Annotated in this window: 19 protein-coding genes, 1 tRNA gene and 1 pseudogene; 12 read left to right on the top strand and 9 right to left on the bottom strand. The window is 66.1% G+C overall.

Annotated features, from left to right (window positions below):
• The first annotated feature begins 21 nt into the window (after window positions 1-21).
• The 3 genes from C4S70_RS02310 to C4S70_RS02300 all read left to right on the top strand — a co-directional run bounded on the left by C4S70_RS02310 (window position 22) and on the right by C4S70_RS02300 (window position 4,490).
• The gene (locus C4S70_RS02310; protein WP_104006470.1) at window positions 22-1,074 is read left to right on the top strand and encodes an ABC transporter permease; all 1,053 of its coding nucleotides are present in this window, start codon (window positions 22-24) and stop codon (window positions 1,072-1,074) included.
• 17 nt (window positions 1,075-1,091) lie between these two features.
• A complete protein-coding gene (locus C4S70_RS02305; protein ID WP_104006469.1) occupies window positions 1,092-2,306 on the top strand; it encodes an ABC transporter permease in 1,215 nt (404 codons plus the stop codon).
• 96 nt (window positions 2,307-2,402) lie between these two features.
• Window positions 2,403-4,490, top strand: a complete 2,088-nt coding sequence (locus C4S70_RS02300; protein ID WP_104006468.1) for a dipeptide ABC transporter ATP-binding protein — start codon at window positions 2,403-2,405, stop codon at window positions 4,488-4,490.
• 165 nt (window positions 4,491-4,655) lie between these two features.
• Here C4S70_RS02300 and C4S70_RS02295 read toward each other — a convergent pair whose 3' ends face one another.
• Window positions 4,656-5,231: a lytic transglycosylase domain-containing protein gene (locus tag C4S70_RS02295; RefSeq protein ID WP_104006467.1), complete on the bottom strand. Its 576-nt coding sequence runs from the start codon at window positions 5,229-5,231 to the stop codon at window positions 4,656-4,658.
• 197 nt (window positions 5,232-5,428) lie between these two features.
• Between C4S70_RS02295 and ssb the strand changes: the two genes are divergently transcribed.
• Window positions 5,429-5,932: a single-stranded DNA-binding protein gene (gene ssb, locus C4S70_RS02290; RefSeq protein WP_104006466.1), complete on the top strand. Its 504-nt coding sequence runs from the start codon at window positions 5,429-5,431 to the stop codon at window positions 5,930-5,932.
• Window positions 5,933-5,955: 23 nt separating this feature from the next.
• Window positions 5,956-7,029 (top strand): site-2 protease family protein, encoded by a 1,074-nt coding sequence (locus C4S70_RS02285; RefSeq protein WP_104006465.1) that lies wholly within the window; start codon window positions 5,956-5,958, stop codon window positions 7,027-7,029.
• A 211-nt stretch (window positions 7,030-7,240) separates the two neighbouring features.
• Here C4S70_RS02285 and aroB read toward each other — a convergent pair whose 3' ends face one another.
• Both aroB and C4S70_RS02275 read right to left on the bottom strand, forming a co-directional pair.
• Entirely contained in the window at window positions 7,241-8,353 is a 1,113-nt protein-coding gene (aroB, locus tag C4S70_RS02280; RefSeq protein WP_104006464.1) for a 3-dehydroquinate synthase, read from the bottom strand.
• Window positions 8,353-8,940 (bottom strand): shikimate kinase, encoded by a 588-nt coding sequence (locus C4S70_RS02275; protein ID WP_104006463.1) that lies wholly within the window; start codon window positions 8,938-8,940, stop codon window positions 8,353-8,355. Before C4S70_RS02275 ends, aroB begins: the two co-directional genes overlap by 1 nt.
• A 79-nt stretch (window positions 8,941-9,019) precedes the next feature.
• Here C4S70_RS02275 and C4S70_RS18775 point away from each other — a divergent pair, with 79 nt between their 5' ends.
• Genes C4S70_RS18775 through C4S70_RS02265 form a run of 3 tightly spaced genes read left to right on the top strand, consistent with a single transcriptional unit; the run spans window position 9,020 to window position 11,656 of the window.
• On the top strand, window positions 9,020-9,172 hold the full coding sequence (locus C4S70_RS18775; RefSeq protein WP_200822704.1) for a hypothetical protein: 153 nt from the start codon (window positions 9,020-9,022) through the stop codon (window positions 9,170-9,172).
• A complete protein-coding gene (locus tag C4S70_RS02270; protein WP_104006462.1) occupies window positions 9,162-10,691 on the top strand; it encodes a hypothetical protein in 1,530 nt (509 codons plus the stop codon). Before C4S70_RS18775 ends, C4S70_RS02270 begins: the two co-directional genes overlap by 11 nt.
• The gene (locus C4S70_RS02265; RefSeq protein WP_104006461.1) at window positions 10,688-11,656 is read left to right on the top strand and encodes a site-specific tyrosine recombinase XerD; all 969 of its coding nucleotides are present in this window, start codon (window positions 10,688-10,690) and stop codon (window positions 11,654-11,656) included. The genes C4S70_RS02270 and C4S70_RS02265 overlap by 4 nt, the downstream gene beginning before the upstream one ends.
• On the opposite strand, the gene C4S70_RS02260 is transcribed toward C4S70_RS02265, so the two are convergent.
• On the bottom strand, window positions 11,605-12,417 hold the full coding sequence (locus tag C4S70_RS02260) for a metallophosphoesterase family protein (protein WP_327314567.1): 813 nt from the start codon (window positions 12,415-12,417) through the stop codon (window positions 11,605-11,607). The two genes, C4S70_RS02265 and C4S70_RS02260, sit on opposite strands and share 52 nt — an antisense overlap.
• A 72-nt stretch (window positions 12,418-12,489) precedes the next feature.
• On the opposite strand from C4S70_RS02260, the gene C4S70_RS02255 reads away from it, so the two are divergent.
• Together C4S70_RS02255 and C4S70_RS02250 are read left to right on the top strand one after the other, a co-directional pair.
• Window positions 12,490-13,797, top strand: a complete 1,308-nt coding sequence (locus C4S70_RS02255) for an HlyC/CorC family transporter (protein ID WP_104006460.1) — start codon at window positions 12,490-12,492, stop codon at window positions 13,795-13,797.
• Window positions 13,794-15,428 carry an MFS transporter gene (locus C4S70_RS02250; protein WP_104006459.1) on the top strand — a complete coding sequence of 545 codons (1,635 nt, stop codon included), beginning with the start codon at window positions 13,794-13,796 and terminating at the stop codon, window positions 15,426-15,428. Before C4S70_RS02255 ends, C4S70_RS02250 begins: the two co-directional genes overlap by 4 nt.
• A gap of 153 nt (window positions 15,429-15,581) precedes the next feature.
• On the opposite strand, the gene C4S70_RS02245 is transcribed toward C4S70_RS02250, so the two are convergent.
• The 3 genes and pseudogenes from C4S70_RS02245 to C4S70_RS02240 form a co-directional block, all read right to left on the bottom strand.
• On the bottom strand, window positions 15,582-16,430 hold the full coding sequence (locus tag C4S70_RS02245) for a glycosyltransferase (RefSeq protein WP_104006458.1): 849 nt from the start codon (window positions 16,428-16,430) through the stop codon (window positions 15,582-15,584).
• Complete coding sequence (locus tag C4S70_RS18965) at window positions 16,430-17,128, bottom strand: polysaccharide deacetylase family protein (protein WP_380218898.1); 699 nt, start codon at window positions 17,126-17,128, stop codon at window positions 16,430-16,432. The genes C4S70_RS02245 and C4S70_RS18965 overlap by 1 nt, the downstream gene beginning before the upstream one ends.
• A 63-nt stretch (window positions 17,129-17,191) precedes the next feature.
• Window positions 17,192-18,724, bottom strand: a pseudogene (locus C4S70_RS02240) (FAD-dependent oxidoreductase); the annotation flags it as partial.
• A 279-nt stretch (window positions 18,725-19,003) separates the two neighbouring features.
• Between C4S70_RS02240 and C4S70_RS02235 the strand changes: the two are divergent.
• Both C4S70_RS02235 and C4S70_RS02230 read left to right on the top strand, forming a co-directional pair.
• The gene (locus tag C4S70_RS02235) at window positions 19,004-21,412 is read left to right on the top strand and encodes a GcvT family protein (protein ID WP_104006457.1); all 2,409 of its coding nucleotides are present in this window, start codon (window positions 19,004-19,006) and stop codon (window positions 21,410-21,412) included.
• A 119-nt stretch (window positions 21,413-21,531) separates the two neighbouring features.
• On the top strand, window positions 21,532-22,140 hold the full coding sequence (locus C4S70_RS02230; RefSeq protein WP_104006456.1) for a nucleotidyltransferase family protein: 609 nt from the start codon (window positions 21,532-21,534) through the stop codon (window positions 22,138-22,140).
• Between the two features lie 87 nt (window positions 22,141-22,227).
• Here C4S70_RS02230 and C4S70_RS02225 read toward each other — a convergent pair whose 3' ends face one another.
• Complete coding sequence (locus C4S70_RS02225) at window positions 22,228-25,362, bottom strand: Hint domain-containing protein (protein WP_235003646.1); 3,135 nt, start codon at window positions 25,360-25,362, stop codon at window positions 22,228-22,230.
• Between the two features lie 850 nt (window positions 25,363-26,212).
• A tRNA-Arg gene (locus tag C4S70_RS02215) sits at window positions 26,213-26,289 on the bottom strand.
• Between the last annotated feature and the right edge of the window lie 12 nt (window positions 26,290-26,301).

Genomic DNA, 26,301 nt, shown 5'->3' with positions numbered 1-26,301 from the left:
GCCTGACCTACAGGGGGGCAAATGGGACTTTTTATCCTGCGCAGAACGGGCGTGATGATCCTGACGGCCTTGTGCCTGACCTTCATCGTGTTCTTTCTGACCAATCTCTATCCCAACCTCGAAAAACTGGCCAAGACCCAGGGCAATTTCCGCATGTCGGACGAGGCCGTGGCCAGCTGGCTGGACGCGCGCGGCTATCTCGACCCGCTGCCGGCGAAATACGGCCAGTGGCTGGGCGTTCTGCCCGGCTGGACCCGGCAGACCGAGGATGGCGTGACAGGGCGCTGCATCACCGGCACGGTCAGCGCCGAAGAGGCCGCCGCCGCGCCGCGGTTCTGCGGCATCCTGCAGGGGGACTGGGGCGTTTCGACCCGGTTCAAGGCCGAGGTGTCCGAGGTGATCTCGGTCCGGCTCGCGCTGACCGGCAAGCTGATGTTCTGGGTGCTTGTGCTGATGGTGCCCACGGCGCTGCTGATCGGCGTGCTGGCCGGGATGAAAGAGGGGTCCAAGACCGACCGCACGCTGTCCACAGTCTCGATCCTGACCACGGCCACGCCCGAATATGTTTCGGGCGTGATCTTCATCGCGGTCTTTGCGTCCTCGGCGGTGGGGCTGAAATGGTTCAAGGGCACCGCGACCAGTGCGATGGAAGAGGCCAATTTCAACAACTTCTTCCTGCCGGTGCTGACCATCGCGCTCTACGGCATGGGCTATATCGCGCGCATGACGCGTGCCAGCATGACCGAGGTGATGACTGCGCAATACATCCGCACCGCGCGGCTCAAGGGGGTTGCGTTCCGCGACATCGTGCTGAAACACGCGCTGCGCAATGCGCTGATCGCGCCCTTCACGGTGATCATGCTGCAGTTTCCGTGGCTGTTGAACGGCGTGGTGATCGTCGAGGTTCTGTTCAACTACAAGGGCTTCGGCTGGACCCTGGTCGAGGCGGCCGGCAACAATGACATCGAGCTGTTGCTGGGCGTTTCGGTGGTGTCCGTCCTGGTCGTTCTGCTGACGCAGCTGATATCGGATATCGGCTATGTCTATCTGAACCCACGCATCCGGATTTCGTGAGAGAGGAACAGGCAGACATGGAACCTCTCGGCACGTTCGACATCATCACCCGCATTCTCTGGCAGTTCACGCCGGTCTGGATCGCGCTGATCATCCTGTTCGCGCTGTCAGCCGCCTTCAAGCGGCGGCTGGGATTGTATGGCAAGCTTTTCGACAGCCCGATCGGCATGATCGGCTTTGCGATCGTGATGTTCTGGGTTTTCACCGGCATCTTCGGCGCGATGGACCTGATCGTCACCCATGACGCGCTGGAGCAGGTGTCGGGGATGAAGAACAAGGCTCCCGGCACACCCCTGCCCGACCCCGGCGACGGCGTCTACCCGTGGTATCTGCTGGGCGGCGACAACCTGGCGCGGGACGTGTTTTCGCGCATGGTCAAGGGCGCCTGGGTCGTGGTGCAGATCGCGCCGCTGGCCACGCTGTTCGCCTTCATGGTGGGGATTACGCTGGGTCTGCCCGCGGGCTATTACGGCGGGAGACTGGACACGGTGCTGTCGTTCCTTGCCAACCTGATCCTGGCCTTCCCGGTGATCCTGTTGTTCTATCTTCTGGTCACGCCCGAGATCGTGGACAGCGGGGTGCCGAGCTACATGGCGGCGGTGCTGTTCGTTTTCCCGATCATATTCGCCGGCGTTCTGCTGAATTCGCGCTATCATACCCAACCCAGGATCCGAACGCCGCTTCTGGTCGGGGTGCTGGGAGTTCTGATCTGGTTTTACCTGTCGCTGATTTCCACCGGCGGATACCTGGTCAACACGCCGCTCTATTCGATACCCGCGCTGCCCGAAATCGTGGACCTCTTCGACGTGCCGGGCGGCATCCTGGTGGTGTTCGTATCGGTGGTCTTCGTCAATTCGCCGACGGTGTTCCGCATCGTCCGCGGTCTGACCATGGACATCAAGACGCGCGACTATGTGGCCGCCGCCCAGACCCGCGGCGAGGGGCCGTGGTACATCATGCTGTGGGAAATCCTGCCCAATGCGCGCGGGCCGTTGATCGTCGATTTCTGCCTGCGGATCGGCTATACGACGATCCTTCTGGGAACATTGGGCTTCTTCGGTCTCGGCCTGCCGCCGGAAAGCCCGGACTGGGGATCGACGATCAACGAAGGGCGCAAGCTGTTGTCGATCTATCTGCATCCCGCGCTGCCGCCCGCGCTGGCGCTGCTCAGTCTGGTGCTGGGGCTTAATCTGCTGGCGGACGGGCTGCGCGAGGAATCGCTGAAGGATTGATACGGATCGGGAGTCCGGGGGGCGCTGCCCCCCGGACCCCCCCGGGATATTTGGAGCAAGAGGAAGAGGCCTCGGGCTCTGACAGGGAGATGAGAGATGAGCAAGCTGGCCGGACATGATGGACCGATCCTGGAGATCGACAGGCTGTCGATCTCGTTCTTCACCCGGCTGCGGGAAATTCCGGCGGTGATGGATTTTTCGGTTTCGGTGATGCCCGGCGAGGCCGTCGGGCTGGTGGGGGAATCCGGTTGCGGCAAGTCCACCGTGGCGCTGGGCGTGATGCGGGATCTGGGCAAGAACGGCCGGATCGTCGGCGGCTCGATCCGGTTCAAGGGCCGCGACATGGGCGAGATGACCGAGGCCGAGCTGCGCGACATTCGCGGCAACGAGATCGCGATGATCTATCAGGAACCGATGGCCAGCCTGAACCCGGCGATGAAGATCGGCAAGCAACTGATGGAAGTGCCGATGATCCATGAAGGGGTCAGCAAGGAAGAGGCCTACAAGCGCGCATTGGAAGTGGTGGGCGACGTGCGCCTGCCCGATCCGGAGCGGATCCTGAACTCTTACCCGCATCAGCTTTCGGGCGGGCAGCAGCAGCGGATCGTGATCGCGATGGCGCTGATGTCCAAGCCGGCGCTGCTGATCCTGGACGAGCCGACCACCGCGCTGGACGTGACGGTGGAGGCCGCCGTGGTCGAACTGGTGAAGGATCTGGGACGCAAATACGGCACCTCGATGCTGTTCATCAGCCACAACCTCGGGCTGGTGCTGGAAACCTGCGACCGGATCTGCGTCATGTATTCCGGCGAGGCGGTGGAGCGGGGATCGATCGCGGACGTGTTCGACCAGATGCGCCACCCCTATACGCAGGCGCTGTTTCGGTCGATCCCGTTGCCCGGCGCGGACAAGAACGCCCGCCCCCTGCGGGCGATCCCCGGCAACTTTCCCCTGCCCCACGAACGGCCGCCGGGCTGCAATTTCGGCCCCCGTTGCGACTATTTCGAAGCGGGCCGTTGCGACGCGCAGGACATCCCGATGTTCGACGTGCCCGGCAACGAGCGCCATGCCACGCGCTGCGTCAGGTTCCAGGAAATCGACTGGAACGCGCCGCCGCCGGTCGAGCCCAAGCAGGAGAAGGCGCAGATCGGAGACGTCGTCCTGCGCATGGACCGGCTGAAGAAATACTACGAGGTGGCCGCCAACGCGCTGTTCGGCAGGGGTGAGAAACGGGTGGTGAAGGCCAACGAAGAGCTGAGCTTTGACGCGCGCGAATCCGAGACGCTTGCCATCGTCGGCGAATCCGGCTGCGGCAAATCCACCTTTGCCAAGGTGCTGATGGGGTTGGAAACTGCAACCGACGGCAAGATCATCTTTGACAACCGCGAGATCGAGCATATCCCGATCCAGGAACGCGACACCCAGACCATCGCCGACATCCAGATGGTGTTCCAGAACCCTTTCGACACGCTGAACCCGTCGATGACGGTGGGCCGCCAGATCATGCGCGCGCTGGAGGTGTTCGGCGTCGGCGCCAACGACCGGGAACGCCGCCGGCGGATGCTGGAACTGCTGGATCTGGTGAAGCTGCCGCGCGCCTTTGCCGAACGAATGCCGCGCCAGCTCTCGGGTGGGCAGAAACAGCGCGTCGGCATCGCCCGCGCCTTTGCCGGCGGTGCCCGCATTGTCGTCGCGGACGAGCCGGTCTCGGCACTGGACGTCAGCGTGCAGGCCGCGGTGACCGACCTGCTGATGGACATCCAGCGCGAAAACAAGACGACGCTGTTGTTCATCAGCCACGACCTGTCCATCGTGCGCTATCTCAGCGACCGGGTAATGGTGATGTATCTGGGCCATGTGGTGGAACTGGGAACGACCGATCAGGTCTTCAGCCCGCCCTATCACCCCTATACCGAGGCGCTGCTGTCCGCCGTGCCGATTGCCGACACGCATGTGGAAAAGACCCATGTCGTGCTGGAGGGTGAGATTCCTTCCGCCGTGAGTCCGCCGCCCGGCTGTCCGTTCCAGACCCGCTGTCGCTGGAAGTCGCGCGTTTCCGGGGGCTTATGCGACCGCGAGGTGCCGCCGCTGAGGCAGATGGCGGATGGTCACAGCATCAAATGCCACCTGTCCGAGGCCGACTTTGCCGAGATGGAGCCGGTAATCCGCATCGCGGCGGAGTAGCCTGGGACCGATCAGACGGTTCGGCGTCGCCCGGTCCATAGCCGGGGCGCACGGATCGCGGTCGCGGACGAAGCGGCCGGACGATACGCATCGGGCTTGCGCGTTCACCGCTTGGCCACCCCTTGGGGGCGATCGGACGTCGCCGTGGCCAAGCGGCTGCGGTCTTCAGCTTCCCCAGATCGCGCGGACATAGGCGCGCGTCTCGTCATAGGGCGGCACGCCGCCATGCGTCTCGACGGCCTCGGGGCCGGCATTGTAGGCCGCCAGCGCCAGCCGCCAGGATTTGAACTTGCGGAATTGCCGGGCAAGATACCGTGCGCCGCCGTCGAGATTCTGCCGGGGATCCCTGGGATCGACGCCCAGTGCACGGGCCGTTTCCGGCATCAGCTGCGCCAGCCCGATCGCCCCTTTCGGCGACACCGCGTTCGGATTCCATCCCGATTCCCGCTGAACCAGACGCAAGAACAGATCCACCGGCACGCCATGCCGCCGCGCCGCTTCCCTTGCCATGTCGAGGTAAAGGCCACGATACTGGCCGCGATAGGGCAACGGCATGATGTTCGTCACGCTTGGCCTGAGCCGTTCGGAAAAGGAATATTGGCTGGCCGCGCGCGTATCCAGCACCTTGAGCTGGCTCTTGAACAGCTTCTTGCGGTTCTTGGTGGCCAGCATGTCCGCCGAGGCCGGTACCGCCAGCGCCACGGCAACACAAACGACCACAAATGAAAAAAGCCTGCACATCCGCCCGGCCCTTCGCCAACTCGCACGCCGCCCTGCCTATCAAACCGGAACGGCAATTGCAAAACACGCGGGACAAACTCCGCCGCATCTCAGCAACCATGTTTCAACCTTCGCCCGGTGGGTATAGGGTCGCATCGAACGGGTGGCGCGGATTCGCCGCCACCGCGGATATCGGCAAGACAACTACAGGGAAAGACATGGCCGGATCAGTCAACAAAGTCATCCTCATCGGCAACCTCGGCCGCGACCCCGAGGTCCGCACCTTCCAGAACGGCGGCAAGGTGTGCAACCTGCGCATCGCGACCTCGGAAACCTGGCGGGACAAGAATACCGGCGAACGGCGCGAACGTACCGAATGGCACAGCGTCGCGATCTTCAACGAGGGCCTTGTGCGGGTGTGCGAACAATACCTGCGCAAGGGGTCCAAGATCTATGTCGAGGGCCAGCTGCAAACCCGGAAATGGCAGGACCAGTCGGGCCAGGACCGGTATACGACCGAAGTTGTCCTGCAGGGCTTCAACGGCAATCTCGTGATGCTCGACAGCCGCGGCGAAGGCGGCGGATCAGGTGGCGGCTATGGCGGCGCGGGCGGCGGCTATGGCGGCTATGACAGCGGCCCGCAGGGGGATCCCTACGGCGGCCCCGCCCCTGCCCCGGCGGCGCCCTCGCAAGGGATCGAGGACGACGAGATCCCGTTCTGAGGTGACTTGAAGGAGGCAAGCCGATGGCCTGGTCCTTTCCCATTGGACGGCTCTTCGGGTCGGAACTGCGGATCCATGTGACCTTTTTCCTGCTTTTGGCGTGGATCGGCTTTGCCACCTACACTGCCGAAGGCCCCGAGGCAGCGCTGGCCAACGTGCTTTTCGTGGTGGTGCTGTTCGCCTGCGTGGTGGCGCATGAATTCGGCCATGCCCTGACCGCGCGGCGCTACGGCATCCGCACGCCCGACATCACTCTGCTGCCCATCGGCGGGCTGGCGCGGCTCGAACGGATGCCCGAAAACCCACGGCAAGAGATCATGGTGGCGCTGGCCGGCCCCGCCGTGAACGTGGTGATCTGGGCGGTTCTGACCATCGTCTTCGGCGCGCGCCTGCCCGAACAGGGGCTTGAAAGCATCGATCTGACCGGCGGCGGGTTTCTCGCGCAGGTGGCGATGGTGAACCTGTTCCTGGCCGTGTTCAATCTGATCCCAGCCTTCCCGATGGACGGGGGGCGGGTGCTGCGCGCACTGCTCAGCCTCTGGACGGACCGGGTTACCGCCACCCGCATGGCCGCGGTCGCCGGCCAGATCGTCGCCTTCGGCCTCGGCTTCTGGGGGCTCAGCTCCGGCAACCCGATCCTCGTTCTGATTGCGCTGTTCGTGTTCGTCGCCGCCAATGCCGAGGCCCAGGACGTCGCCATGCGGTCGGTGGCGCGACGGCTGGTGGCGCGGGACGCGATGATCACCCATTTCGAATCGCTTGCGCCCACCGACACGATCGCGACCGCGGCGATGGAACTGGTCCGCACCACCCAGCACGAATTTCCCGTGCTGAACGAAGATGGATCGCTCGCCGGTTTCGTCACCCGCTCTGCGCTCTTTGCCGCGCTTGCCAGCGACGAACCCCGCAGCCGCCCGGCCTACGAGATCATGGATGCCGCCATTCCGCAGGTCAGCCTGGGCACGGGGCTGGAAGAGGTTCTGGAGCTGATGCACAACGGCGCCCCCGCCGTCGCGGTCGTGGACCGCTTCGGCCGGATGGCAGGCTACATCACCCGCGAAAATGTCGGCGAGCTGATGGTGGTGCGGGGCCGCTGACGACCGGCTCGGCTCGCAAGATCGCACCGCCGCGATGACGGCCGGACCCACCCGATATCTTCATATTGCTGCAAATACTCCGGGGAGCGCGAGGGGCAGAGCCCCTCGCAACCTCTTCGGGTGCTTCTCCGACACAACGGGCAGAACCCCTCACCCCGGTCGGATCGGCCGCGCCGATCCGAAACCGGCCGTCAACCCGCCACGGCACCGGCTATCGCGCCGCCAGCGCGTCGCGCAACACGCCCAGCACGGCCTCTTGCGGCACGTCCGAGGTGGTGAAAGCCTGCCCGATTCCGCGGGCCAGAATGAACCGCAACCGGCCGTCCACCACCTTCTTGTCCTGCGCCATCAGGTCCAGCAGCCCTTCGGCGTCGGGCAGATCGCCCGGGATGTCCGCAAGGTCGGTCTTCATCCCCATCGCCCGCAGATGCGCTCGAACCCGGCTGGGATCCTCCTGCGAACACAGCCCCAGCCGCGCCGACAGCTCAAAGGCCAGCGCGCAGCCGATCGCCACGCCTTCGCCATGCAGCAGCCGGTCGGAATAGCCCGTCGCCGCCTCCAGCGCATGGCAGAACGTGTGGCCGAGATTCAGCAGCGCCCGGTCCCCCTGTTCGGTCTCGTCGCGGGCCACGATCTCGGCCTTCATCTGCACCGATCGCGTCACCGCCCGGACCCGCGCCGCCATGTCGCCGGCCGCCAGCGCCGGCCCCTGCGCCTCGAGCCATTCGAAAAAGCCCGCATCGCCCAGCAACCCGTATTTCACCACCTCGCCGTAACCGGCCAGAAAGTCCCGCGCCGTCAGCGTGCCCAGAACCTCGGTGTCGGCCAGCACCAGCGACGGCTGATGAAAGGCGCCGATCAGGTTCTTGCCATGCACCGAATTGATGCCGGTCTTGCCGCCCACGGAACTGTCCACCTGTGCCAGAAGCGAGGTCGGGATCTGCACGAACCGCACCCCGCGCCGCAGCACCGCCGCCGCGAACCCGGCCAGATCGCCGATCACCCCGCCCCCCAACGCCACCACGATGTCGCGCCGCTCCACCTTCTGCTCCAGCAACCACTCCACCGCGCGTTCGAAATGCGGCCAGCTCTTGGTCGCCTCACCCGCCGGCAGCGCCAGCGAAGCCATCTCGACGCCGCCCTCGGACAACCCCTTGCGCAAGGCCTCCAGGTGCAGGCCGGCCACGTTTTCGTCAGTCAGCACCGCGACCCGCGGCCGCGACAACAGCGGCGCGATCCGCGCCCCCGCCTCGGCCAGAAGCCCCGGCCCCACCACCACGTCATAAGACCGTTCGCCCAGGTCCACGCGCACCGTCTGCTGCATCATGTCCGCTCCAGAACGTCCGGGCGCGTGGCCAGCGCGGCCAGAACCCGGTCCACCATTTCATCGATCGAGGACACCCCGTCCGAGAGCACCTCCAGATCGGCTCTGGAATAAAACGGCACGCGCGCCTCATAAAGCGCCTTCAACGTCGCATGGGGGTCGGGCGTGCGCAGCAGCGGCCGCGTGTCCTTGTGCCTGACCCGGTTCCACAGCACCTCCAGCGGGGCGTTCAGCCACACAGATACGCCATGCTCCGAAATCAGCTGCCGGTTCTCGGCACGCAGAAACGCCCCGCCGCCGGTAGACAGCACGCCCGGGGCCTCGGCCAGCAGGCGGGCAATGACCTGCGTTTCCTTCTCGCGAAAGAACGGCTCTCCGTCGCGTTCGAAGATCTCCGGGATGGTCATGTTCGCCGCCCGCTCGATCTCGTGATCGCTGTCCAGAAACGGCACCCCCAGCCGCGCCGCGAGCGCCCGGCCCACGGCGGTCTTGCCCGCCCCCATCATGCCGACCATCACCACGGTTTTCTTCAGCCGAAACCCGCAGGCGGTCCCGCGCGCGTCAGATTTTTGCTCTTTTCCGCTCATTGCCTCGTGAATGACGTGATCTTGGGCAAAACGCCATATATAACTTTCGGAAAACGGCAGGAAGAAAGGCAAAAGTGACATGGCAGGGCGGTTGCTCAAATTCATCGTGTATCTGGCCGTTCTGGGCGGGGTCGCGCTGGTGGCCTTTGCCTATCTCGGCCCGTGGTTCGGCGCCGACTTTTCGCCACCGCGCAGCGAGATACGTCAACCGGTGGTGCTGGATGCGGATTAGGGCGGCCCTCATCGCTACCATCCTCCCGGCGGTCGCAGCCGCCCAGACACCGCTTTCGGCGATAGACTGGCTGAACCAACCGCCGCCCCGCGGGCTTCCGGGAACGGTTCTGATGGAACCCCCCGTTGCCAGCGACGCGCTGCGTCCCCCGGTCGAGGTCGCCCCGCTCGAACGGCTGGCCTTGCCCGTTGGGCTGGTGTCCGCGCGCGTGACGGGGCTGCCGATCGACCTGTGGCGGGGCAGCGACCCGGCCGAGCTCGCCGCGCTGATCGAAACCGTTCCGGTCGAACGCAGCCCGGCCATGCAGATGCTGCTCTATACGCTGCTTCTGTCCGAGACGCGCGCGCCGGCAGGTGGGGACAGTGCCGACCTTCTGCTGCTGGCGCGAATCGACCGGCTGATGGACCTGGGCGCCGTCGATCCGGCGCAGGCGCTGATCCAGATGGCCGGCCCGACCGAGACGCGCGAACGGTTCCGGCGCTGGTTCGACGCCACTCTGCTGACCGGCGACGAAGACCGCAGCTGCGCCGCCCTGACCGTCGAACCCTGGCTGTCTCCGGGGCTTGCGGCCACGATCTTTTGCACCGCCCGGCGCGGGGACTGGAACACCGCGGCCCTTCTGCTGGAGACCGCGCATGCGCTCGACGCACTGCCCGGGCCGCAGCTCGATCTGCTGGATCGGTTCATCAGCCCCGACATCTATGACGGAGCCCCGCCCCTGCCCGCGCCGGACAACCCCGATCCGCTGACCTTTCGCCTGTTCGAGGCGATCGGGGAGCGGCTGCCCACCACCGCATTGCCGCGCGCCTTTGCCATCGCCGATCTGCGTGACGTGGCCGGGTGGAAGGCCCGGATCGAGGCGGCCGAGCGGCTGACCCGGACCGGCGCGCTCACGCCGAACCTTCTGTTGGGTCTATATACCGAACGCAGCCCGTCAGCCTCGGGCGGGGTCTGGGACCGGGTGGCCGCGATGCAGCGGTTCGACACCGCCCTGAACACCGGCAGCGCCAAGGCCGTCGCCAAGACCCTGCCCAAGGCTTGGGGCGCCGCGCGCGAGGCGGGGATCGAGGTCGCCTTTGCCGAGATGTTCGCTAGACGTCTGGCCGCTGTGGATCTTTCCGGCAGGACGGCGGCGCTGGCCTGGCGGGTGAGGCTGCTGTCGCCGGATTACGAACAGGCCGCGCGCGCGCCGCACCCGGCGACGCCCCGGGCCCCGTTCCTTGCCGCGCTGGCGCAGGGCAATCCCTCGGCCGCCGAGCCGCCCGATGCCCGCGCCCGGGCGATTTCCACCGCGTTTGCACCGGACGTGGAGATCCCGCCCGAATTGCGGATGCTTCTGGATTCCGGCCGTCTGGGCGAGGCGATCCTGCGCGCGATGGCCCTGTTCGACAGCGGCCGACAGGGCAACACCAGCGATCTGACCGCAGCGCTTGGCACGTTCAACGCGGTGGGGTTGCAGGACACCGCCCGGCGCGCGGCCCTGCAACTTATGCTGCTGGGACCGGAGCAGACCCCGTGACCGCCCCCCGCGACCCGCTGCAATGGATTTCCACCTTTTTGGACGCCGAGGCCGCCGAGGCCGGCGCGGCGACCAACACGCTCCTGGCCTATGGCCGGGATCTCAAGGACTTCGCCGGCTGGCTTGCCCGGCGCGGCACGGATTTCGCCGGAATCGACCGCGACGGGATCGAAGCCTACCTGATCGCATGCGAGGCCCAAGGGCTGTCCCGCGCCACCCGCGCCCGGCGGCTTTCGGCGATTCGGCAGCTCTTTCGCTTTGCCTTTGACGAAGGCTGGCGGGGCGACAATCCGGCGATCCAGATCCGCGGCCCCGGCCGCGACCGGCGGCTGCCCAAAACCCTCGAGGTGGAAGAGGTCACGGCCATGCTGGATGCCGCCCGCCGCACCGGACGAACAGAGGCCGACCGTCTGCGCAACACCTGCCTGATGGAGCTGCTCTATGCGACGGGAATGCGGGTCAGCGAGCTGGTGTCGCTGCCGGTAGCGGCCGCGCGGGGCGACCCGCGCATGCTGCTGATCCGGGGCAAGGGCGACAAGGAGCGGATGGTGCCGCTGTCGCCGCCGGCGCGGGAAGCGCTTGGGGACTGGCTGACGGCGCGGGACGCGGCAGAGGCCGCCCGGACCGACAAGGGGGCGGCGCCCTCGCGATTCCTGTTTCCGTCGCGCGGCCGCGACGGCCACCTGACCCGGCACCGGTTCTACCTGCTCATCAAGGAGATTGCCGTGGCCGCAGGGGTCAGCCCGGACAAGGTGACGCCCCACACGCTGCGTCACGCCTTTGCCACGCATCTGCTGGCCAACGGCGCCGACCTGCGCGTGATCCAGACACTTCTGGGCCATGCGGACGTGTCCACCACCGAAATCTATACCCATGTGCTGGACGAACGCCTGGCCGAACTGGTGCTGGAACATCACCCGCTTGCGCGCAAAACGGCTGGCAGGACATCCTCGGACGGCCAGTAACCGCTGCAAAGCGCGGCATGGTAGCCCTGGGTCAACCCGGCCCGTTCCATCGCGGCCCGCGCGGCGCGGTGATCATGGTCGAGTTCCTCGATCTCGGCCCGTCCCGAATCCAGAAGGGCAAACCGCGTGGCGGGCCGGCCGTCATTCGGGGGCATCCCGATCACGCCTGCGTTGATCCATCTGCCCCACGGCGTCTCCCGCACGAAGGGAATGCCGCAATGCCCGGCAATGATCGCATCCACCGGCCCGGCAATTTCCGCAAAAGCCGCGAATTCCTGCGCAAAGGCGTCGTCGGGACTCACCGGCCAGAGAAACCGCGCGATATCGGTCACGCCCCCATGCACCACCCCATGGCGCCGCCCCGCGTGGCGGAACACCGCCAGATCCGGCAGCCCGCGCATCCAGTCCCGATCCGCCGAGCCGATCCGCGCGTCGGCGAAGCCGTACCAGCCGGCGGAGAGCAGATCGCAGGCGCTGCCTTCGTCGAAGCCGCAGCCGCAATCGGACTCGCCCGCCGCCAGTTGCCGTTCGCAGTTGCCGGCGATGACGTGACACCCCAGCGCCCGGATCCGTGCGACGCATTCGGCGGGTTCGGCGCAATAGGCCACCACGTCGCCGGTGCAGATCGTCCGCTCCGGGGGCAGGCCGCGCACCCGCGCCTGTGCGATCAGCGCCTCCAGCGCGGCCAAGTTGGAATAGGGCCCGCCGAACAGCAACATCGGGCCATCCATTTCTCCCAGATCCGCAACACGCATCGGCATTCCCTCCGGCCCGCCCTTGATCGGGACGCCCGCGCGCCCCATAACCCGATTGAAACAACGGGACAACTCGACATGGAAGCCTCATCCGTCACCTTGGACGGCGCCTTCTGGATCAGCGCCGGACTGATCCTTCTGATGCTGGTGCTGTCGGCCTTTTTCTCGGGCTCGGAAACCGCGCTGACCGCGGCCTCGCGCGGCAAGCTCAGGGCGCAGGCCGACAAGGGATCGCACGGTGCCGAGACGGCGCTGAAGATCACTGAGGACAACGAACGCCTGATCGGGTCGGTTCTCTTGGGCAACAACCTGGTCAACATCCTGGCCGCGTCCCTGGCGACCGCCGTATTCACCAAGGCGTTCGGTGACAGCGGCGTGGCGCTCGCGACGCTGGTGATGACGCTTCTGGTGCTGATCTTCGCCGAGGTGCTGCCGAAAACCTACGCGATCATCAACGCCGAACGCGCGGCCGCCTTCGTCGCTCCGGCGATCGCGGTGGTGGTCAAGGTGTTCGCGCCGGTGGTCGGCGCGGTGCGGCTGCTGGTGCGCGGTGTGCTGCGGCTCTTTGGCGTAACGGTCGATCCCGACAGTCACATCCTTGCCGTCCGCGAGGAAATCGCCGGCGCCATCCAGCTGGGCCATTCCGAGGGCATCGTCGAAAAGGAGGACCGCGACCGCATTCTCGGCGCGCTGGATCTGGGTGAGCGCACGGTAGAAGAGATCATGCTGCACCGCTCCAAGATCGAGATGATCAATGCCGACGACGACCCGGGCGCGATCCTCGAGCAGTGCCTGAACAGCCCTTACACGCGCCTGCCCGTCTACCGCGACGAGCCGGAAAACATCATCGGCGTGGTGCACGCCAAGGATCTGCTGCGCGCGATGTATCGCAAGGTCGTGGCCGAAGGCGGCGGGGCCGAGGCGCTGCGGGATTTCCGCATTTCCGACGTGGCCAAGCCGCCCTATTTCGTGCCCGAAACCACCACACTGGACGACCAGATGCGCCAGTTCCTGCGGATGCGGACCCATTTCGCGCTGGTGGTGGATGAGTACGGGCAACTGCAGGGGCTGATTACGCTGGAGGACATCCTCGAGGAAATCGTGGGCGAGATCACCGACGAATTCGACACCGAATCCGAACCCGCCATCCGCCGCACCGAGGACGGCCAGTTCCTCGTCCCCGGCCAGATGACGATCCGCGACCTCAACCGCGCGACCGACTGGAACCTGCCCGATGACGAGGCCAACACCGTCGCAGGCCTGGTGATCCACGAGGCGCAGATGATCCCCACCGTGGGGCAGGTGTTTTCCTTCCACGGCTTTCGCTTCGAGGTGACCGCCCGCGAAGGCAATCGCGTGACCGAGTTGAAGATCAAGCCCCTGTGACGACCGCCGCCCGCATCCGCAAGGTCTGGAGCGATGTCGTCCTGGATCTGGGGCGGCAGTTCCGCTGGTCCTTCCTGCCGCCGCTGATGGTCTATTTCGCGGCCGGGGCGTCGGGGCTGACCGCGATCGTGGGCACGTTCTTCGTCAAGGAATATCTGGACGTATCGCCCGCCTTCCTGGCGGGGCTGGCCTTCTGGGCGGGGCTGCCCTGGGCGCTGAAGATGCCCGTGGGGCACCTAGTTGACCTGATCTGGCGCTGGAAGGCGGGGCTGATCTGGTTCGGCGTGGCGCTGATCGCGGGGTCGTTTCTCATCATGCACGGGCTGGCGCTGCGTCTGGAGTGGATGACGCGGATCATGCCGGTGACATGGTGGTACGTGCTGTCGGTGCTGATCGCGCCCTTCGGTTACGTGGTGCAGGACGCGGTGGCGGACGCGATGTCGGTCGAGGCCGTGCCGCGCGTGGACGACACCGGCACCCCCCTGCCCGAGGCCGAATTGCGCGCGATGCACACCACCATGCAGACGCTGGGCCGGTTCGCCCTCATCGCGGGATCCAGCACGGTCGCGGCGGCCAACATCTACCTGTTCTCGGGCATCGAGGACCTGCCGCAAGAGGCCAAAGGCCAAGTCTATGCCGGCATATACCTGCTGGCGCTGGTCATTCCCGCGATTTCGGTGTCCGGCACGATCGTCGCCGCCATCCAGAAGCGCCTGACCATCCGCCGGCTGATCGCCGCGGGGCTCGACCGCGCGGCGGCGCTGGCCCGTTTCAACCGCGACGACGAAAAGGTGCGGCCGAACTGGTGGTATTTCATCGGCGGCGCGGCCTTTCTGGGCCTGTCGTTGCTGGTGGGGCTGGGCGACGTGCCGGGATCGCAGGAAATCGTCTTTGCCGGCTCGATGGGGGTCGTGCTGTTCCTTATGCGGCAACTGATCCGCGCCCTGCCGCCGGAAAAGGCCCGCACGCTGGTGGGCACGGCGATCATCATCTTCGTGTTCCGCGCCGTTCCCCTGCCCGGCGCAGGCGCCACCTGGTTCGAAATCGACGTGCTGGGCTTCGACCAGCAGTTCCTTTCGGTGCTCCAGCTTCTGACCTCGGTGCTGACTCTGGTGGGCATGGTGGTGCTGCGCCCGATGATGGCGCGAAAGACCATCGTCGACATCGTGATCATCCTCAGCATCGCGTCGGGGCTTCTGTCGCTGCCCAATATCGGGCTCTATTACGGCATCCATCACTGGACCGCGGCGATGACGGGCGGGGTGGTGGATGCACGCTTCATCGCGGTGATCGACACGGCGGTGGAATCGCCCCTGGGCCAGGTCGCCATGATCCCGATGCTTGCCTGGATCGCGCGCAACGCGCCGGAAAATCTCAAGGCCACCTTCTTTGCCGTGATGGCCTCCTTCACCAATCTGGCGCTTTCGGCCTCCAGTCTCGGCACCAAATATCTCAACCGGATCTTCGTGATCACGCGCGAGGTTGTGGACCCCGCCACGGGCCAGGTGACGACGCCTGCGGACTATACGCAGCTCGGGATGCTGCTGGTGACGGTCGCCGTCATAACCGTCGGCGCGCCCCTGCTCACGATTGTCGTGATCCAGAAGTCCCGGTTCCCCAGCACCGATTGAACGGACCCCCGAAACACTTGCGCTCACCGGTCGGCGGTCCTGTCACCGCCAAACGCCAGTTCGGTTTCTTCATCTTGCTCGAAATACTCCGGGGGAGTCCGCCGTCAGGCGGGCGGGGGCAGAGCCCCCAGCGGGCGCCAGCCCGCCCCCCGCCTACCGGCCACGGTCCCAGCGGCCCTGCCTGGAAAACAGGGGCGTGCGCACCGCCAACGCCACCGACGCATAGACCGCAAAGCCAACCGGATCGCTCAGAAACAGGCGCAGCAGTTCCCCGCCGCTCGGCGCCGTCGGGCCCGAGCGCGCCGCTCCTTCCGGCAGAAGCCGGCGGATCTCGGCCAGCCCTTCATCCTGACGCCTGCGGGATCGCACGAGCTGGGCAAAGTTGCCAGCAATGGGCCAGACATAGTCTTCCGGCACCGGATGGCTTTCCTCCGGCGCGAAATGATAACGCACGAACATGTCGTCGGCGGTCACCTCGGGAAAGTCCCCCCACCGTGCCCGGCCCGCTGCGTTCACCGCATAGACCCCACAGCCCGGCACGCCCGAAGCCATGAAGGGCAGCCTCAACCAGAATCGCGCATAGCGCTTCAAGAACCAGCCACGGGCATCCCGTATCCTGGAGCGCCCCCCGGCATAAGCCGGCTCGGGCCGGTCCAATACACCGGCCAAACCCGCGATCAGTCCCGGCGACACCCATATGTCCGCGTCCATGTAGACGCGGATATCGTAGATCGCCCGGCGATCCCCGGCATTGAGCGCCCGCGGCTTGCTCCCTTCCGCAAGCTCGACGATCTCCATCGGCCAGCCTCTTTGCGCAAACCGGCCCGCCAGCGACCGGGCCTCCTGCGCGGTGGCATCCGCGCAGCCATTGGCGACAACGATCACCTGCACCGGCTGCGCCGTCCCGTCCCGCGCCCGCGGCGGATCGGAGGCGAGGACATGCCGCAGGCAGTCGCCGATATAGCCTTCTTCCTGATGGGCCGGAATGATCACCGAAATCATTATGCTACCCGCAGCGGAAACAATCGCCTGCGTGCGCGCCCCGCCCAGCCACGCAGCCGGCGCAGCGGCGACGGGCTACCCCTCAGACAACGCTCGACGTCGGTCGCCGTCATGTCGCGCTCCACGCAGTTGCGACAGCGCAGGAAGTCCGCATCCGACGCCAGCCCCCGATCGCTGGTGTACAGGGCCTCAAATCCCTCCCTCTTCAGCCAGCTTGCAACGCGCCGATCATAGAGCCCGAAGGGCGCCGCCGCCAGCGTGACCGGCTGTCCGGTCAGATCCTCCAGCCGCGCGCGGGCCTGCCGGAACTCCGCCTCGCGCCCCGCCGCGTCCAGCCTGCGCCAGTCCCGATGCGCCGCGCCGTGCAACCCCACGGTCATTCCCGCCCGCGCCAAGGCCCGCACGTCTCCGGCCGACACCGATCCGGGCCGGTCGATGCGGTCCGTCAGGATGAAGAACATCGCCCGCAGACCGCGCCGCTCCAGTTCGGGCAAGGCGATTTTCGCATCCGACGCATTCCCGTCGTCAAAGGTCAGGACAGGCCGCCGATCGCCCATCGCGGCCACCCGGTCCAGAAGGTGGCAGAATTCCTCGCGCGAGAGCCAGAACCGCGCCTCTCCGGGTTCAAGCGCCCGTTCCGGCGCACCGATCCCGTGGAGGATAAGAACAGATCGTCTGGCAGTCTCGCGTGGCGGCATGAACGTTTCCCGATAGGTCGCCCCCATATAGGCAGGCTTTGACCACGTCGCCAAGCCGCACCTACCCCTGAGCCGCGCCCCTTGCGGGTCAAAGGACGGCCGGTGCAGGATCCGCGCCCGGTGCGGCCGGCCCAGCACCATCACCTCGACCTCGTCCCTCGGCTCTGCGCCGCTGACATATCCCGGCGCCAGCGACGGATCCACGGAATGGCCATAGGCCCCCGACGTCACCCGGCCGATGCCGCGCCCGGCCCGAAAGAACGGCTCGCCGCCGCTGGCATAGGCGTTGGAGGCGGTCACGTCCTCGTCGTTCAGCGCCAGCATGACAGCCGTTTACGCGGCGCGTTCCGCATCACCCGCGCGGTGGTGTCCCGGTTCAGGAACGCCTTGTCGAGCTTGACCAGCCGCTCCAGCCCGACCTCGTGCGGCCGTTTTCGGGGCTGTATTCCCGGCCCCATGCGCCGTAACCCTTTTCCAACCGCAGGCTCATCGGCGCGCGCGACCCGGACCCGACCGGGCCGGAGACGTGGTTGACGCCCTTGGCGAGCAGCGCCGCGTAAAACCGCGCCCGATCGGCCTTGGCGCAACGCAGTTCCCTCCCCAGATTCCGGCGAACGACACCCGCAGCGCCATCGCCTCGACCCCGGCCAGATCGATCCGTCGGCTGGCCATGAAGGGGAAATCCGCCGTCTCCAGCGAGGCATTGGTGGACCGCTGCAGCATCGCGCGCGACTTGGGCCCGTCCACGTTGAAACCGCAGACCGCTTCGGTCAGGCTCTCGAATGTCGTCCCTTCGGGCAGCGGCACGGCACCGAACAATCGCTGGTGACAGTGCCCGGCCATCCCCCGAGCCGATCACTCAGAATTCCTGCTCGCCCAGCCGGGTCACGGTAAAATCCCCCGCGATCCCGCCGCGCCAGCCGATTAGCAGCGCCAGGCAGGACCGCCCCGCCGTCACGGGCATTCGGTTGGCAAAGACCGCGTTTCGCCAGTCCTCGACCTCAGCCCCGACCACGCGGTACCTGGCGAAGTTGGAAATGTCGATGATGCCGGACCGATCGCGCAACATCCGCACTTCGCGGCCGACGCTTTCCCACCGCGGCAGGCGGGTGAAGCCGGCACTGTCGGGGGTTTCCGCGTCGAAGTAGAGCGGATGCTCCCAGCCATGATTCAGCCCGAACGCCGCGCCCATCTCCTTTTGCATGTCAAGGGCCGGGCGCAGCCGCTCGGCCTGGTCCCGCGAAATCTCGTAAAACTCACCCCTTGAAGCTTCGCCTTGGCCACATGCAGCCGCAACTGATGCGCGTGTTTCGTCTCCGCGATATACAGCGCCCCGAGCTGGAACACCCCGCAGCTCTGCCCGGTCTCTTGCTCCAGCGCCTTGTAAAGCCGCATCGCGTAGTGCTGGATCCGGCTGACATCGGTGCTGTCATGCAACCGGTGAATGTTGGACGCCGCATGCCAGGTAGACCCGCTCGTCAGCTCGTCCCGCTCAAGCAACACGACGTCCCGCCATGCCAACCGGGTCAGACGACACAGGATCGAACACCCGTTGACGCTGCCACCGATCACCACCGTCCGGGCACGCGTGCGCATGTTCCGCTCCTCTTCCCGTGCGCCTGCCTGCCGCTCTGACGCCTCGACGGCGCGCTGAATTGCCGTTTCCCGACATGTCCGGTCGCAACCGGACCCCGCCCGGCCCCTTCATCTTGCGCCAAATACTCCCGCCGGAGGCATCGCGCCCGCAGGGCGCGCAGCAAACCGCGTCGCGCCGCCAGGCGCGGCATTTTGGAAACGACATCTCCGGTCGCATTCCGACAAGCCGCACCCACACAGCATCCGCAATCTCGGGATCAAAACCACCGGAGGACTCCCATGAAAACCACCACTCAGGTCGCGGTGATCGGCGGCGGCGTCGTCGGCTGCTCCGTCCTCTACCACCTGACGAAACTCGGCTGGTCCGACGTGATGCTGCTGGAACGCTCCGATCTCACCTCCGGCTCCACCTGGCACGCCGCCGGCGGGTTCCATACGCTGAACGGCGACACCAACATGGCCGCGCTCCAGGGCTACACGATCCGACTCTACAAGGAACTGGAAGAGATCACCGGCATGTCCTGCGGCCTGCACCATGTGGGCGGCATCACCCTGGCCGACAACCGCGACCGGTTCGACATGCTCCTGGCCGAACGGGCCAAGCACCGCTACATGGGACTGGAAACCGAAGTCATCGGACCCGAGGAAATCAGGCGCATCGCTCCGATCACCAATACCGATGGCATCATCGGCGCGCTTTACGACCCGCTGGACGGCCATCTCGACCCCTCCGGCACCACCCACGCCTATGCCAGAGCCGCCCGCATGGCGGGCGCCACGATCGAAACCCACTGCTTGGTGTGCGAAACCAACCAGCGCCCCGACGGCAGCTGGGACGTGGTGACGGACAAGGGCACGATCCACGCCGAACATGTGGTCAACGCCGCCGGTCTCTGGGCGCGCGAGGTTGGCGCCATGGCCGGGGTCTATTTCCCTCTGCATCCGATGGAGCACCAATATCTCGTCACCGACGACATCCCCGAGATCTACGAACGCGACACCGAACACCCCCATGTCATGGATCCATCGGGCGAATCCTACCTCCGGCAAGAGGGGCGCGGGCTCTGCATCGGCTTCTATGAACAGCGCTGCCGCCCCTGGGCCGTGGACGGCACGCCGTGGGAGTTCGGTCACGAACTGCTGCCCGACGATTTCGACAAGATCACCGAATCGATCGAATTCGCCTACCGGCGGTTCCCGGTGCTGGAACGCGCCGGCGTCAAATCGGTGATCCACGGCCCCTTCACCTTTGCCCCCGACGGCAACCCGCTGGTCGGCCCGGTGCCGGGGATGCGCAACTACTGGTCCGCCTGCGCCGTCATGGCAGGGTTCAGCCAGGGTGGCGGCGTCGGTCTGACGCTGGCGCAGTGGATGGTCGAAGGCGAACCCGAACGCGATGTCTTCGCCATGGACGTGGCCCGGTTCGGCGACTGGATCACGCCGGGCTACACCCGCCCCAAGGTGATCGAGAACTACCAGAAACGCTTCTCGGTCTCCTACCCGAATGAGGAACTCCCCGCCGCGCGCCCCAACCGCACCACGCCGATGTATGACATCTTTTCGGACATGGGGGCGGTCTGGGGGCAGCAATACGGGCTCGAGGTGCCCAACTATTTCGCCCGGGGCGACGAACCGACATACGAAACCCCGTCCTTCCGCCGCTCCGACGCGTTCTCGGCGATCGGCCGCGAGGTCCGCGCCGTGCGCGAAAGCGTGGGTATTAACGAAGTCCACAATTTCGGGAAATACCTGGTCACCGGTCCCCGCGCCCGCGACTGGCTGAACCGGATCATGGCCGGCCGGATACCGCCCCCGGGCCGCTTGTCTCTGACCCCGATGCTGTCGCCCGCCGGCCGGCTTATCGGCGATTTCACCGTCTCCTGCATCGACGACGACCGTTTCCAGCTCACCGCGTCCTACGGCGCGCAGGCCTTCCACATGCGCTGGTTCATGCAACATGAGGAAGACGGCGTAACCATTGAAAACATCAGCGACAAACGCACCGGCTTTCAGATCGCCGGCCCGCGTGCCCGCGAGGTTCTGACCGCCTGCACACGCGCCGATGTCAGCGACATGTGCTTCATGGACGTCCGGCAGATGACCGTCGGCATGACCGGCTGCATCGTGCAGCGCGTCAGCTATACCGGCGATCTGGGGTTCGAGATCTACTGCGATCCGATGGCACAGCGCCAGCTCTGGTGGACCCTGTGGGAGGCCGGCCAGCCGCATGGCATCACCCCCTTCGGCATGCGCGCCATGATGTCGCTCAGGCTCGACAAGTTCTTCGGTTCTTGGATGCGCGAATACTCCCCCGACTATACCCCGGCCGAAACCGGGCTCGACCGCTTCATCGCCTTCGGCAAGGACGCCGACTTCATCGGCCGCGCGGCGGCAGAGGCCGAACGCGCCTCCGGCCCCGCCCGCCGCCTCTGCGCCTTCGAGGTGGACGCCGAAGACGCCGACGTGAACGCCTACGAGCCGATCTGGCTCGACGGTCGGGTCCAGGGCTTCTGCACCTCCGGCGGCTATTCCCACCACGCGCGCAAATCCATCGCGCTGGGCTTCCTGCCAGCGGACCGCATCCGCGACGGGCTTGCCGTAGAGATCGAGATCCTCGGCCGGATGCGTCCTGCCCGCATCATTACCGAACCGCTCTTTGACGCCGACGGCGCACGGATGCGCGGCTGACACGGGAACGGGCGCCCGTCCCACCGGGCGCTTGCCCCGCCCCTTCATCTTGCCTCAAATACTCCCGCCGGAGGCTCCCGCACCCGCCACCGGCGCCAACAGACGAGGCAGCGCACCACATGTCCAAGATCCCGATCCTGATCCTCGCCGCAGGCGCCTCGTCGCGCATGCGCGGGGCGGACAAACTGATGCAGACCATCGACGGCGAAGCACTGATCCACCGCACCGCCCGGATCGCGCGGGACACCGGACAGCCGGTCCTCGTCGCCCTGCCGCCAGCCCCTCACCCGCGCCACGAGGCGATCGCCGACCTCGACATTCGGCGCATCGACGTTCCGAACGCGGCCGAAGGCATGAACGCCTCGCTGCGGGCCGGGCTGGCGCGGCTTCCCGAGGATGCCGAGGCGGTGATGATCCTGCTGGCCGACCTGCCCGAGATCACGACAGCGGATCTGCGCAAGGTGGCCGATGCCTTTCGGCCCGACAGCGACACCCTGATCTGGCGCGGCGCGACCGACAACGGCAAACCGGGTCATCCGGTCCTGTTTTCGCGCAGCCTGTTCGGAGACATCGCACGCCTCACCGGCGACAGCGGCGCCCAATCGGTCGTGAGCGCGCACAAGGACCGCGTCGCCCTGATCCCCCTGCCCGGCCTCCACGCCCTGCGCGATCTCGACACGCCCGAAGACTGGGCGGCCTGGCGCGCAGGGAACAGCCCCGAATCGTGAAAGGCAGGGCGCTCGCGAGCCCCGCCTTTGGTCGCGCGTCCCGGCGCGCGCAAATGTAGCTGCATATCCGGGATATTGCCCCAGCTGTCAGTGGATCAGCAGCCGGGCCTCGTGTTTCTTCAAGGTGCGCCGCGCGGCGGGGAAGGCTTCGACCCCTTCACGCTCCTGCAGTTCGGGGAACAGCTCGAACAGTTCCTGGCGCTGCTCCTGCTCCATGCCGTCCAGCGTCCATTCGCCGGGCTGGAAGCTCTCGGTCCACGCGCCGTCCGACAGCACCACCTCGTGGCGCTCGAACATGAAGTGGACATAGGTCACCTCGTCCACCTCGATCTGGTCGATCCCTTTCATGCCGGTCAGGTGCTTGGCCGCGACCAGAACCTCGGTGTCGTCGAAATAGAGCGAGGCGCGTTCGTTGCAGATCAGCACCCGGTGGTTGGGGCTGACCAGCATGTCACGCTCGGGCAGGCCCTGACCCAGCGCGCCTGCACGGATCAGGATCGGCTGGAACTTGGGAGAACGGGCCAGTTCGGCCCCGCTCAGCGTCCGCTGCCCGATCCAGCGGATCGCCTGGATGCCATTGTCGCGGGTGATGACCCGGTCACCGACCTGCAGATCCTCCACCCGGCGCTCGCCCTGCGGGGTCGCGATCAGCGTGCCCGGGGTAAAGCAGGGAATGACCGTCTCGATCTGGGAGAATTCCGCCGTGCCGGTTTCGTTGCCGTCGGCATCGAGGAAATGCACCACGCCGGATTCGGGATTGCCCGGATCGTATTCGACATAGAGCCGCCCGCCCGGACTGGCCGCCTCGGCCGCGCCGGTCAGGTCGAGCACGTCGTTGTCGCCCCCATCGAGATCCTCGCCGCCGACAACGGTGTCGCCCTGACTGATCTCGACGAAACGATCATCACCCGTGCCGCCGAACATGGCGTCGCCTTCATCGCCGGCGGTGGCGTTGCTGCCGGACAGGGTGTCGTCCCCCGACCCGCCGACCATGAGGTCCGCCCCTTGCCCGCCATCGAGGACATCGTCGCCTTCTTCGCCGGCAAGCGCGTCCGAGCCTTCCTCGCCATGCAGTTCGTCATCGCCCTGACCGCCAAAGACCAGGTCGCTGTCGAGTCCCGACATGACCGTGTCATCCCCGTTACCGGCCAGAACCACGTCCTGATTGCCAGTCAGGGGACGGACGGCATCGCTGTGGTCGATCATGTCGCCTTCCGGATCGCCCGTGTAATTCACGTCGATCAGATCGGCCTCGCTGGTTCCCTCGACGACCCCGTGCACCGCATTCTGATCCGGCGCATCGGCCGATGTCGGGGCGACCTCCTGCGTGTCGATGGCATGGACCTGCTCGATCTCGGTGAACCGCGCCGTGCCGATGACATTGAGGTTCTCGTCATAATAGGTGACATAGCCCGCCTCGGTGCTGGGATCGTCATTGTCCCACCGCACCGTCGCCGGGCCGCGCACCAGCAGCCGGTCGAAATCCACAGGGCCACCCTCGCCGCCGGCCACGGTGTCGTTTTCCAGCGCGCCCAGAATGTCCGCGCCGTCGCCGCCATCGACCAGATCGGCATCCGAATCAAGCCCGCCAAAGACGATGTCGTCACCGGCGCCGCCCGACACGTTGTCCGTCCCAGTGCCACCGAAGACGGTATCGTCGCCCTGACCGCCCAGCACGGTGTCATTGCCGGCGTCGCCCCGCACGTCGTCGTCGTCGATGCCGCCGTCGAGCGAATCGTCGCCCTCGCCGCCGGTGATCGTGTCATCGTCATCCTGGCCAAAGATCACGTCATTGCCGACGCCGCCGTCGATGCTGTCGGTGCCGTTGGTCGGGTCCGGGTCCGGCGCCCCGACCGAGCCGTCATCGGGGATGTTCAGGGCATCGGGGAAGACGGGATCGAGACCGCCATAGATCGTGTCGTCGCCCGCCCCGCCCTGGATCGAGTCGGCCCCTTCGCCGCCAACGATCCGGTCGGCGCCGCTGCCGCCACCCACGGTATCGTCGTCAAGACCGGCAAGGATCGTATCGCTGCCCGCGCCGCCCGCGATCACGTCGGCATCATCGCCGGTCATGATCAGATCGTCGCCGGCGCCGCCATCCACGCTGTCGTGATCGTTGTCGGGCATAGGATCGGCAGGAACCGGCGGCAGACCGTCATAGCTGGGGAACCCGCGATCCGGCAGCGGTTTCCCGCCGCTGGTGTCGATCACGTCGTTTCCGTCGCCCCCGGTGACCGAATCGTTTCCGCCGCTGCCGATGATCACGTCGTCGCCATCGCCGCCATTCAGCGTATCGTCGCCATCCTCTTCGGTGCCGAACGGCGGCACATCGTAATAGATGTCGGTGACGTTGATGCCCGTGTTGTTGTCGCCGTCCTGCTCATGCTCGATGACCAGACGCGACACCGGCCCCGGAATCTCGACCAGCAGCGAATAGCACCGGCTGTCATCGGGCGCGTAGCCGCCCCGGCTGTCGGCGGTGTCCGCGCCCGGAACGCCGTCGGTGTCCTTCAGCGTCAGACGCTTGCCCCCGGTCAGGTCCACCTCGACCGGATTGCCTTCGGAATCGAACGCCTTGATCCGAACGATCCCGTCGCCGTCGATGTCGTTGATCCGGAACGAGACATTCGCCACCTCGTCCGAGAAGGAAAGCTCGTAGCCGGCCGACGCCCCTTCGGCATAAAGCGTTGAGCCCAGGCTGCTCTCGTCGTCAACCGGCTCGCCATCGCTGTCGATGCCTTTTACATACTGGTGATCCTCGCTGAACTCGGTCTTGGCCTGGGCCATGCCGTGCAGAACCCGGTAGGAGACCGTGACGCTGCCGGTATTCAGCTGCACCGGATCGTTCAGCATGTCGCCGTCGTCGATCTCGCCGCCATTGTCGGGGTCCGGCAATTCGTCCCACTGGAACACCTCGCGGCCATGGGTGCCGCCGGGCGCGTTCCCGTCCCCGATCAGCGTATCGTTTCCGGTGCCGCCCGAAACCGAATCGTCGCCCGCGCCGGCATGAACCAGATCGTCGCCTACGCCGGCCTCGATCGTGTCGTCGCCGCCTTGGGCATCCACGACATCGTCGTCCGGCCCCGCGCCGGGCAGAACCGCGTCGCCATGATCGATCCTGTCGCCCTGCGGATCGCCGGTATAGGACATGTCGATACGGTCATTGTCGGAGGTGCCGGTGACAATTCCGTCCTTCGACTTGTGTTCGTCATGTTCGCGCATCGTAAAACTCCATCTCCGCACAGGCGGCACTTGCATTTCCCTTCGACCCGCGAGATGCGGACCACTCACCGACCGATGAAGCCGTTTCGCGCAGCGACCGCGACGGTTTGCCAGATCTCGCGATGCTCGAAAGGATGCGTGTTCGGGCCACGGCCACGCGGCACCAAGTGCCACGGCGCAAACCCTCGCCCGGCGAACGCGACTTCACGCGATCGCACATCCTTCCGCATCGCCCCGATGCGGTTCCGTGCGGTCGCCCCCGTGACCAGCAAACATCAGCCCCCCAGTTAGGCTGAGATCAATCTACCACCCCCGGATTTGGTGTGAACCGATATGAAGTGCCGGATTCGCCACGGGCGACCGCTCCGGTCGTTCCATATCGACCCCGCACAGCGCGAATCCGCGACACAAATGCCCTTATTTGGTTACGTTTCTAAAACAATACCACTCGTGTCCGCGCATACGTGGATGATTGTCTCGGTTTGCCCAACAATCTAAGAATTTCCAGGCAGGCAATGCGCCCTGCACAATTTAACCGTATTTCAACCTTTGGCCGTTTCCCCAGCGGAACAAGACGGGAAAAACCGCCGCCATTGTTTCCGCAACAACCGGGATTCGTGTCAAATACAAGGGATTCGAATCAATTCCGCCAATTCATAGGCACATCTCCGCCACATCTCTGCCCCAATCGCGGGGCTGCTTGCGGGCCGCGACTACCCGGCGCGCCCGCCTCGCGCGCAACGGATCGGTCGGGATGAGCGATCACCGGACCATGCCGATCACTTCGGCGCGGGACATGCCGCCCATACGCGCAGATGCCTTGGAACCGGGACGCTACATGAAGGGGGAATGGCGCACCCGAGAGGATTCGAACCTCTGGCCTCTGCCTTCGGAGGGCAGCGCTCTATCCAGCTGAGCTACGGGTGCGCAATCGCGGGC

The organism is Jhaorihella thermophila (assembly GCF_900108275.1).
Taxonomy (GTDB): domain Bacteria; phylum Pseudomonadota; class Alphaproteobacteria; order Rhodobacterales; family Rhodobacteraceae; genus Jhaorihella; species Jhaorihella thermophila.
This window is presented reverse-complemented; position numbering and strand designations above follow the sequence as displayed.